At 60.9% G+C, this 7,945-nt stretch carries 10 protein-coding genes; 5 read left to right on the top strand and 5 right to left on the bottom strand.

The window, feature by feature from the left end; genetic code table 11:
- Positions 1-80: 80 nt before the first annotated feature.
- On the top strand, positions 81-593 hold the full coding sequence (locus ABIZ35_RS11040) for a DUF5335 family protein (protein ID WP_348219954.1): 513 nt from the start codon (positions 81-83) through the stop codon (positions 591-593).
- A 77-nt stretch (positions 594-670) separates the two neighbouring features.
- Here the strand turns inward: ABIZ35_RS11040 and ABIZ35_RS11035 are convergent, their stop codons facing one another.
- The 5 genes from ABIZ35_RS11035 to ABIZ35_RS11015 form a co-directional block, all read right to left on the bottom strand.
- Positions 671-982, bottom strand: a complete 312-nt coding sequence (locus ABIZ35_RS11035; protein ID WP_348219953.1) for a hypothetical protein — start codon at positions 980-982, stop codon at positions 671-673.
- A 90-nt stretch (positions 983-1,072) separates the two neighbouring features.
- The gene (locus ABIZ35_RS11030; RefSeq protein WP_348219952.1) at positions 1,073-1,807 is read right to left on the bottom strand and encodes a hypothetical protein; all 735 of its coding nucleotides are present in this window, start codon (positions 1,805-1,807) and stop codon (positions 1,073-1,075) included.
- A gap of 56 nt (positions 1,808-1,863) precedes the next feature.
- Entirely contained in the window at positions 1,864-2,403 is a 540-nt protein-coding gene (locus ABIZ35_RS11025; RefSeq protein ID WP_348219951.1) for a hypothetical protein, read from the bottom strand.
- A 33-nt stretch (positions 2,404-2,436) separates the two neighbouring features.
- Positions 2,437-2,811, bottom strand: a complete 375-nt coding sequence (locus ABIZ35_RS11020; protein WP_348219950.1) for a hypothetical protein — start codon at positions 2,809-2,811, stop codon at positions 2,437-2,439.
- A gap of 101 nt (positions 2,812-2,912) precedes the next feature.
- Positions 2,913-4,616: a potassium channel family protein gene (locus tag ABIZ35_RS11015; protein ID WP_348219949.1), complete on the bottom strand. Its 1,704-nt coding sequence runs from the start codon at positions 4,614-4,616 to the stop codon at positions 2,913-2,915.
- A gap of 142 nt (positions 4,617-4,758) precedes the next feature.
- Between ABIZ35_RS11015 and ABIZ35_RS11010 the strand changes: the two genes are divergently transcribed.
- The 4 genes from ABIZ35_RS11010 to ABIZ35_RS10995 all read left to right on the top strand — a co-directional run bounded on the left by ABIZ35_RS11010 (position 4,759) and on the right by ABIZ35_RS10995 (position 7,927).
- Entirely contained in the window at positions 4,759-5,232 is a 474-nt protein-coding gene (locus ABIZ35_RS11010) for an SUKH-3 domain-containing protein (protein WP_348219948.1), read from the top strand.
- The gene (locus ABIZ35_RS11005) at positions 5,211-5,474 is read left to right on the top strand and encodes a hypothetical protein (RefSeq protein WP_348219956.1); all 264 of its coding nucleotides are present in this window, start codon (positions 5,211-5,213) and stop codon (positions 5,472-5,474) included. The genes ABIZ35_RS11010 and ABIZ35_RS11005 overlap by 22 nt, the downstream gene beginning before the upstream one ends.
- A gap of 118 nt (positions 5,475-5,592) precedes the next feature.
- Positions 5,593-7,149: an NAD(P)/FAD-dependent oxidoreductase gene (locus tag ABIZ35_RS11000; RefSeq protein WP_348219947.1), complete on the top strand. Its 1,557-nt coding sequence runs from the start codon at positions 5,593-5,595 to the stop codon at positions 7,147-7,149.
- The gene (locus tag ABIZ35_RS10995) at positions 7,106-7,927 is read left to right on the top strand and encodes a fatty acid desaturase (RefSeq protein ID WP_348219946.1); all 822 of its coding nucleotides are present in this window, start codon (positions 7,106-7,108) and stop codon (positions 7,925-7,927) included. The genes ABIZ35_RS11000 and ABIZ35_RS10995 overlap by 44 nt, the downstream gene beginning before the upstream one ends.
- Positions 7,928-7,945 lie beyond the last annotated feature (18 nt).

Raw genomic sequence — 7,945 nt, 5'->3', positions numbered from 1 at the left:
AAGCGGCCGCAAGGCGCATTTAAGCGACGCGTCAAGAGCTCCGAATCGAGGGTGAGTGAAAAATTGATGAAAGATTTTTCGTGGGATTGGGTAAACGTGGATTGCGGCCGGCGGTTCTGCAAAGCCGGGCCGTCCAGATTACGGATATCGGAGGAACATCAATGAGCCTGAACGTCAATTCTTCCAGTGATTACGAGGGTGTCGATGAGAGCGACGACGAGGAAGAGGAGGGGGCTTCCGTGATGGAGGCGCAGGAGGTTCCCGCGCATCAGTGGACGGAATTCTTCACCGAGTTCAGCCAGCGCTATTCCGGACAGGCGGTGACGGTGGAAGTGGGCTCGTCCTACGGCGACCCGAACGCGGAAGAAGCGGAGACGATCGCGCAGGGTCTGACCCTGACCGGCGTGTCGGTGGATTTCAAGGACGGGGAAGAAGGGACGATCCAGATTTTCCTGGGCGATGATACGGAAGACCATATCGTCCACGTCGTGACGGAGCCGACTTACGTTTGGCGCTATCAGGACAGCGATGGCGACGATTCGGTTTTGGAGATTGAAGCGGCGGACGGTCCCGCGACCCTGCTCCACCTATAAATTTCCCATTCGGCAAACGTGGCGCGACGCTTCGGGACCAACGATCCCGGAGCGTTCTTTCTTTGGAGGTCCGAAGATCAATCGCCTCCGCCTCCCCCGTCTCCTCCTCCTCCATCACCCCCGCCGCTGTCTCCGCCCCATCCGCCTCCGCCGTCATGCCCGTGGCTTCCACCGTCATGTCCCCCATGGTGACTGGAGTGTCCTGAGTGATGCGAGTGGCTGTCGCGGGAGGAATACGATCCGCCGCCATCCGAATAGGATGACCCGTAGTCCCCAGAGCCGCTCTGCGCTCCGTTCCTGCGCCGCCGCTGCGGGTTCTGATCCTTCTGTGTCACCGCCACCACGAGGATCAACACCACGATCGCAATCACGATGATGATTGGCTCCATAAGCATCTGTCTCCTTTGTGAATGTTCTTGTATTCCGTGAGACACAGATGCGTACGAATGGTTGCGTCGCCCAAAGGCAAATTCCGTATGTTACTGTCGGAAACCTTCGGCGGCGGCCTGGCGGACCTTCGCCGCATCCTCGGGACGTCCCAGGCGGTCCAGCGTATTCGCCAGCCCGTTATAACTCCATGGCGCCGGCTCCTGCTTGACCGCGATCAAACGGTGAACTAGAGCTTCCTTGTGGTCGCCCGTTTCATCCAGCATGTTCGCATAAGTTTGGTGAGCCAAAACCGGACCGGGCTTGGGGATTATCGACAAAAGCTGCTTGTAGACCCGCACACCCTCTTCACTCTGATGGAAGGAGCGGCACTCGATCCCATTCAGCCACAAAACAATCGGATCGACTGGCTTCTGCTCTGAGAGAGCGTTCAGATTATTGGAGCTTGCCACCAAATCCGCGCCTTCATCCAGGCGCAGGATATCGCTGGCGCACTGCCCCATGGAAGAATTCGCGTCGAGCTCCACCACTTTCTCCAATAGCGGGCGAGCTTTGGGGATATCGAAACGGCTTCGCATGCAGGCTGCGCGGAAGAAAGCTAGGCGCTGATCGTTGGGGTAGATGATGACATCGTTTTCAAGCAGCCGTTCGGCGTCATGCTGAGATTGAGTGCTCCAAGTGGTAAACGCCGCGTGATAGGCCGCCGTTGACGCCGCGCTGGGCGGCGTTGCAGTTGCGGTTTTGGTTTGGGCGTGATTGCAGCCAGCCAGACAACATACGGCGGCCAAGGCCAAGGCGATTGAGGAGTATTTTAAGCGATGATACATAAAGACATAATACCGCGCCGGACACCGAGATAAAGCGCCGGCGCGGGGTAAGCCGGTTAACCGCTATCGCTGCTGGAGCTGCCGCCCCCGCCTCCACTGTCGCTGCTGGCGCTACTGCCTCCTCCGCTATCACTGGCCGCGCTGGAACTGCTGTCGCTGTAGCTGCTTGTGCTGCTGTCGCTATAACTGCTCGCGCTTCCCGCATCGTGTGTGCTGGAATGGTGACTTCCCGCATCGTGTCCGCTGTTATGGTGACTGTAGCTGCCGTGGTCATATCCGCTTTGGTGATGGCTTGGGGAGCCGCCGCCGTGATCGCTGTGATGACCTGAGCTGCTGCTCGTATCGACGGAACTGTTGGGCGTCTGGGCGTTGGAATATAACGGGTTTGCCGGGTCCATGCTAGCGGGCAATGCGCTGTCGTTTGCGTCAAATGTATTGCGAGTCCCAAAGTGACCCGGCGCCGCGCCTTGCGCTCCGTTTCCGCGCAAGCCGCTGGCTCTGCGCTTCGCCGCCGCGCCCCCAAAGGTGAAGAGGAAGATCATCCATCCGAGGAAGATGATCGCGGGAGCGATTGTGAACAAGACTGCGATTTCCATGAGAGTTTGCCTCCGTTACGAGCTTCTGAGCGATCAGCCTCCGTGTCCGCCTCCACCGTGTCCGCCTCCACCATGTCCTCCTCCGCCATGTCCGCCTCCGTGTCCTCCAGAATGACCGCCGCTGTGTCCGCCGGAATGTCCGCCTCCGTGCGCGCTGGAATTGCCGCCGTGATGTCCATGCCCGGATTGATGACCATGCTGCGCTGGCGCTGAATTGCTGGAAGAAGAGTCGATGCTGGAGAACGGCGTATTTAGGCTAGCGGCAATTCCTGTGCGGCTGCGTGTTTTTTCGCTCTGGGAGCCGCCGCTGTTTCGTTTCTTTTGGGCGACGACGATGATGCCGACAATCACCGCCGTGAGTAAGATGGGACCCCCAAAGATCAGCATGAAAATACTAAACGTTGTCATAACATTCTCTCTCCATTTCCAAACGCTATCACGTTCTGCCTTCCCGCTGTAGGAATGGCTTCGCTTATTGAGTGAGACACCGTTTTGTCTCGATAGTTGCGTTAGACATCCGCCATGATTTGACGGACGGCTTCGGCGGGGCCGCAGAGGATGATTTCGTCGCCGGGGTCGAGCGCGCCGGTGAGATCGGAGGGGGGCTGAACCGGAGACGCGGGCGTTCGAAAGGCGAGAATGCGCACGCCGTTCGCGCGCCATGCGTCCATATCGGCTTTGGTGAAAGGGAGAGTGATAGTGTATCGGCAGGCGATCAGCGAGAGTGATCCGACATGGAGGGGGCGCAGGGCGCGCTCGTCGGTGGCGGCGCCGACAAAAGCGCCGACGGCGCACTGGGAGGCGCTGAGGGCCCGGTCGATCGCAAAGGCGTCGGCAAGACGCTCGGCGAGGGCGTCGTCGAAGACGCGCGCGATCACGGTGGCGTCGGGATTGACGCGGCGCACGTGCAGGCAGGCCTGGATGTTGGAGAGATCGTCGTTGGTGCAGCCGAGAAAGGCGGCGGCCTGACGCACGGAGGCTCGCTCCAGGTTCTCCGGGAGGCGGGCGTCTCCGGTCAGCACCGGGGTAATGGAGCGAACGGCGTCCGCGAACCTCGCCGTGGCGGACATCTCCAGAACCGCCACCTCCATGCCTTGCTCCGTCAGCAGACGCGCCACCCGGTAGCCAAGATTTCCAAGGCCCGCCAGAACGACGTGCCCGCTCATCCGTCCCGCCCGCCGTCCCATGGTTTCGTCCAATCGTTCAGCCGTGGCGAGCGCGGCGAGATACGAAAAGACGATCCCCAGTAAAGCGCCGCCGCTCAGCATCACGACGCAGCCAAAGAGCTTGAGCCACCCGGGACTGGCTTTCAGGCTGCTGTCGCCGTTTACCGTAGTGATGACGAAGTAAAGCGCATCGATCGGACGCAGGTGCAGGGCGTAGGAGAACACGGTGATGGAGATGACGAGCACCGCACTAAGCAGTGCGGCGACGGCGGGCAGGAGCGTGCGACGCTGCAAACTCGGAGTACGGGGAGCGGGCCGCACGGCTCGCCGTTTTCTCCGGCGCTTTCCATCTCCCAGCCAGCCGGCATTGCGGCAAATCACATGCAGGACCTGGGAAAGCGGACCTCCCACCAGGATCTGCTCACCTTCACCGATCGGCGCATCCATTCCGTCGCCCAGCACCGGCCGCCAGTCGTTAGCCTCCGCCGCCCGCGCCAAAACGCCGCACCCGAACCGGCTCTTGACCTGCGCGGTTGTGCGTCCGATGAGCGGTGATCCCGGCCGCACGACAAGGCGGCAGATCGGCGCTTCGCCGTCGCCCAGACGCAGCGTTTCCAGGACTTCGTCGCCGCAGGCCGCGGCGATAAACGCGGGCGCCGCCAGCGCGGACATGCTGTAAGCGCGCCGGATATTGAGACCCTGCTCCAATTGATCGGCAAGCCCTGGATCGAATGTCCGCAGCACCACGGGGAGCTCAGGCGCGGCGGTGTGCGCCGCCACCGCCGCCCGCAGGTTATCGAGATCATCATCGCCCAGCGCCAGCAGACAATCCGCCCGCGCCGCGCCCGCCTCCACCAAGCGCCGCACATCCTCATCGGCGTTCGTTTCCAGCACCCGCGCCCCAGGCGGCAGCATCCGTATAAACTCATCGCCGTCGCTCGGCCGTCGCAGCACCGTCACTTCCGCGTTTGAAGCCGCGAGCGTCCGCGCGACCCGTACCGCCAGCCGGCTGATTCCATGAATGATAAAACGTTTGCCTTGAAGCATGGGAGCTTATTCTGTTCTGCGCCGCCGCTTCCCTGCGTTCTCCGACAATATTCCATGGAAATAGGTCCTTTGCCCCATTTCAGGGATTCGTTTTGTCTGTATACTGGTATCTGGGATAGGGATCGTACGGAGGATAAAAACCATGGGATTTTCTACCGAAGTAGAACGCTTAATGATCGCGAGCGGCTGGCGTGAGGACCGATGCATCGACATTTCCGAATATGAGCGCGCCGTGATTTCGTCCGGAAACGAGCTCTGCGCGCCGGTCTGCGAGTTCCTGAGACGATACGGCGATTTGGAGATCGAAACGGTGATTGGAGATTCGGGCCTGAATACGCTGATCAGCGATGTGATCGGCAGGCGCCAGGTCTCTCATTTGAGCCCCGATCTTAACCTGACACTCTACAGTATCGGGGTGTGCTGGTGCGAAAATGTCGATCTGCATATGGACCTCTCGGGACGGGTCTATCGGAATATGCAGATGACTTCACAAAATATCGACGGAATCGATCTTTACAGGATCGCCGCTTCCGGTGAAGAAGCTCTGGAAATATTGATCATGGAAGACGAATTCGAAATTGCGCGCCATGGCGAATGGATCACACACTGGGGGTAACAGCCATGTCTCTGTGGACGATACTCGGCGCAGTCCTGCATTTCACGATAGGCGCTGTTCTGGGAATCGGAGTCGCATTCCTCGGAATTTGGATATTCTGCGCCCTGCAGCCGAAGCCGACAGGGCAGATCGGCGATATCGGCGTCTTTGCGGTATACATTGTGGGGATCATTATCGTTGTCGGCGTTATGGCGCTGATCGGCGGCATCGCCGGTGTCGTCCTGATGAGACGATTTTTGTAATTGCATTCGCGCCAAGGGGACTTGCAATCCCCAGCAGTCGTGGTATAATGGCCATAGATTGTGAAATAATTCACAATATCGGGCGGCGTCGGACGTGACCGAAAGGAGCGTGCAGACGATGATCGATGTGATTATTATAGGTGGCGGGATTGCGGGGATGGCGACGGCGGCCCGGCTGCAGGCGGCGGGACTGAGCACGACGGTGATGGAGGCGCACGGCAAGCCCGGAGGCTGTGCGGGATACTTTCGTCGCAATGGCTTTTCATTCGACGTCGGGGCCACAACACTGGTGGACTTTGGCGTGGGGGGAGTGGGTGGGGAATTATTATCCCTGGTGGGCCTGAATACTCTTGAAGGGGAAGTCCTTGCCGGATATACGGCGTGGCTGCCGGACCGAACCGTGATGCTGCACCGAGATCCCGACCTTTGGGCGGCGGAGCGACTGCGTGTGTTCGGCGACACAGAAGCGCATTGCCGCTTCTGGGCGTTCTTGGACCGTTTGGCGGCGGTCTTCTGGGCTGCAAGCCGCGCGGGCGCACAGCTGCCGCTCCGAAACTTGGACGATATTCTGCTGGCGATCCGGGCCACGGGGCTTCGAAACGTCCCGCTCGCCCGCCATCTTGGCCGAACGATGGGCGACGCCCTCAAGTCCTACGGATTGAGAGAAGATCGGGCGCTGGTCGGTCTGCTTTCCATCCTGATCGAGGACACCGTCCATAGCTCCCTGGACAGTGCTCCGCTGATCAATGCGGCGCTGGGTGTGACAATCCGCGGCGCGGGACTGACACGGGCGCGGGGCGGGATGGCCGGTTTCTGGAAACAATTTGCGGCGCGTTACGCTGCGCTCGGCGGCGAATTTCGCGGCGGCTGCTGTGTGGAGAGTATCAAACGGAACGGCGCATCCTATCGAGTCCAAACGCGGAGCGAGACGCTCGAAGCGCGCCGGGTCGTCTGCGCCGTGCCTGCGGAGATCGCCGCGCGCCTTGGACCGGGAGAAGTCACGCGCCGCCTGTCGCCTTACTTGAAGCGCGACGCCGGATCGTACGGCGGCGCGGTCGCCGTCTATCTTGGCGTTCCCGATTCCGAAGTTTCTTCCCACGAGTTCACCCATCATCAGCTTTTGCAGGACTATTCGGGCAAGCTCGGCAACGGAAACAATATGTTCATCTCCGTATCCGCGTCGGGCGATACAGACAGCGCGCCGGCGGGAAGCCGCGCGGTGATGATCTCGACGCACTGCGATCTGGATGGCTGGATCGGACTTTCTCCGGAGGAGTATTCGCGCCAGAAAGCGGAGATTGGCGAGAAACTGCTGACACTCGCCCGCCGCGTTTATCCCAATTTGGGAGAGCGGGCGCATGTCTGTGAGGTGGGAACGCCGTGCACATTCGCGCGTTTCACCCGCCGGCCGCAGGGCGCCATCGGTGGGTATCGCCTGTCTCCGTCCAACGCCAACCAGAACGCCATTCCGCACGATCTTGGCCCGCCGGGATTTTGGCTCGCGGGAGACACCACGTGGCCCGGCCTGGGAACGGTTGCCTGTCTGGTGGGCGCAAAGATTGTCGCAGACGGAATTTCGGGAGAACTCGGAAGCCGTCGCCGCGTCCGAACGGTCAGTCAGGAGGAAGCTCATGGAGACGCACGCGCATCCCAGCCCGCCGATACCGCAGCTTGAAGACCTCGGCGACGACTTACTGACCACATCGCCGCGCCAGCGCGTCGTCGCTCTCGCACGCCCGCTGCTGGGCGTGTTCGTTTACGCCGCCGCGATGCATTTTGGCCTGTGGTATCTCGGCCCGCTGATTGTCTTCTGGATCTTCGTCGCCGTCGTCACGGTAACGCATGATGTGGTTCACGGCGCCATCGGCCTCACTCCGCGTCAGACCGACCTCTGGCTCTTTCTCCTCGGCGCCGTTCTGCTGGAAAGCGGGCACGCCTATCGGCTGACGCATCATCAGCACCACCGAGTCTTTCCCGGCCCCGACGATCCCGAAGGCGATCCCGCGCGCCTCACTTTCTGGGGTTCTGTACTGCAGGGTCCATTCTTTCTGCCCAAACTCTGGCTCTGGTCGCTGCGGCGCACACGAGGTCGTCCCAAGCAGCACCGATGGCTCCTCGCGGAAGCTGGCGTCCATGTGACGGTCATCGTCGCGAGCATTGTTCTCTGGAAGACCGCGCCCGCGCTGCTTGCGTACGTCGTGATGGTCATTGGTGGAAGCTGGGTTTACCCACTGCTCACCGTCCATCTCCCGCACCGCGATTACGGCGACACGCCGCTGAACCAAACGCGGACCCTGCGCGGCCGCATCATCCCGGCGATCTTCCTGGAACTGACCTATCACCTGGAGCACCATCTGTATCCGCAGGTCCCGAGCCACCACCTTGCCCGGCTTGCCCAGCGCCTGGACCCCTTCTTTCACGAAGCCGGTGTGGAAGTTTGGCGCGTGCCGTAGTTTACATAATTTATTGGA

Origin of the sequence: Capsulimonas sp. (genome assembly GCF_039929585.1) — a bacterium.
GTDB lineage: Bacteria > Armatimonadota > Armatimonadia > Armatimonadales > Capsulimonadaceae > Capsulimonas.
Note: the sequence above shows the minus strand (reverse complement) of the source record. Positions and strands in the feature narration are given on the sequence as shown.